This window comes from Bradyrhizobium sp. Crot121, assembly GCF_059512385.1.
In genome coordinates this window covers 1-1090 of record NZ_JCAMOR010000255.1, presented here as the reverse complement: position 1 = coordinate 1090, position 1090 = coordinate 1, and the positions used below count along the sequence as shown (strand labels likewise).

The following is a 1090-nucleotide window of genomic DNA, read 5'->3' as shown; positions in this document are numbered from 1 at the left end:
ATAGAAAGGGATCAGGAGCAGTCAGTTTCCAACTAACAAACCGGTTCAAGCGGTCCCGCTCCGCGGGTCCATTTCAGCTTCATGATGAGCCATGGGAGACCGCATCGATGCTTCCGTCAGGTGCGGCGTCGGCGCTCTGCCGAAGAAAAGCTAGTACTGATCGAAGAAGAGTTTGAGGGGGCAAGACGGTCTCGGTGGATGCTAGAACGGCACCCGCGCCGATCGCGCCGGCGAGACGGTGGACGCGATCGAGAAGGAAGTCCGCCGCATGGCCGAGGAAGGCCCGACCCAGAAGGAGCTCGACGAGGCCAAGTCGTATTTGAAGGGTTCGCAGATGCTGGCGCTCGATACCTCCTCGAAGCTCGCGCAGGCGATGCTGCAGTATCAGACCGACAAATTGCCGATCGACTACATCGAGAAGCGCAACGCCATCGTCGACGCGGTGACGCTGGACGACGCCCGCAAGGTATCGCAGCGGCTCTGGGGCCAGGGCCTGCTCACGGTCGTCGTCGGCCGCACCCCGCAGGCCGCGGCCCAGCCGGCCAGTGCCCCATCCGCCGCAACGCCGCCGCCCGCCGTCAGCCCACCGGCCGCCGCGCCATCAGCCGCAACGCCGGCAACACCTAACTAACTTTGTGTTCGTGAGGTGATATGCGATCTGAACTTCGTTGGGGTGCCGCAACAGCTGCGCTCGTTGCAAGCGGTGCCGTCAATTCGGCCGATCTTAAGCCGGCAGCAAAGGTCCCACCGGCACTGTGGAGCCGGACCGGAGGATATATCGGCGGGCACGTGGGAGGCGGCTACGGCCGGTCATCGTTTCGTGATCCCCTATGGTCGGTCGATTTACGGTGACCTCGTCGATAGCCCTGTGTTCCTGGCCGGAGGTCAGATCGGCTACAATTGGTAGAAGGAGCCTGGGCTCTTGGCCTCGAATTGGATGCCGGCGGCGCTGTCTCGGACGGCCAAACACCTGACCAGCATCTCTGCCAGATCGTCAAAAAAGTTTCACCAACGAACCGCTTTTGGCGGACTCGTTTCTTCGTCCAGGCGAAGGGCTGTGCTTTTTCATTGTAGGCGCGGATGAAGGCAT

Annotated in this window: 1 pseudogene; it reads left to right on the top strand. The window is 61.9% G+C overall.

Annotated features, from left to right (window positions below):
- Positions 1-208: 208 nt before the first annotated feature.
- A pseudogene (locus AC5ZGW_RS46370) lies at positions 209-631 on the top strand (M16 family metallopeptidase); the annotation flags it as partial.
- Positions 632-1090 lie beyond the last annotated feature (459 nt).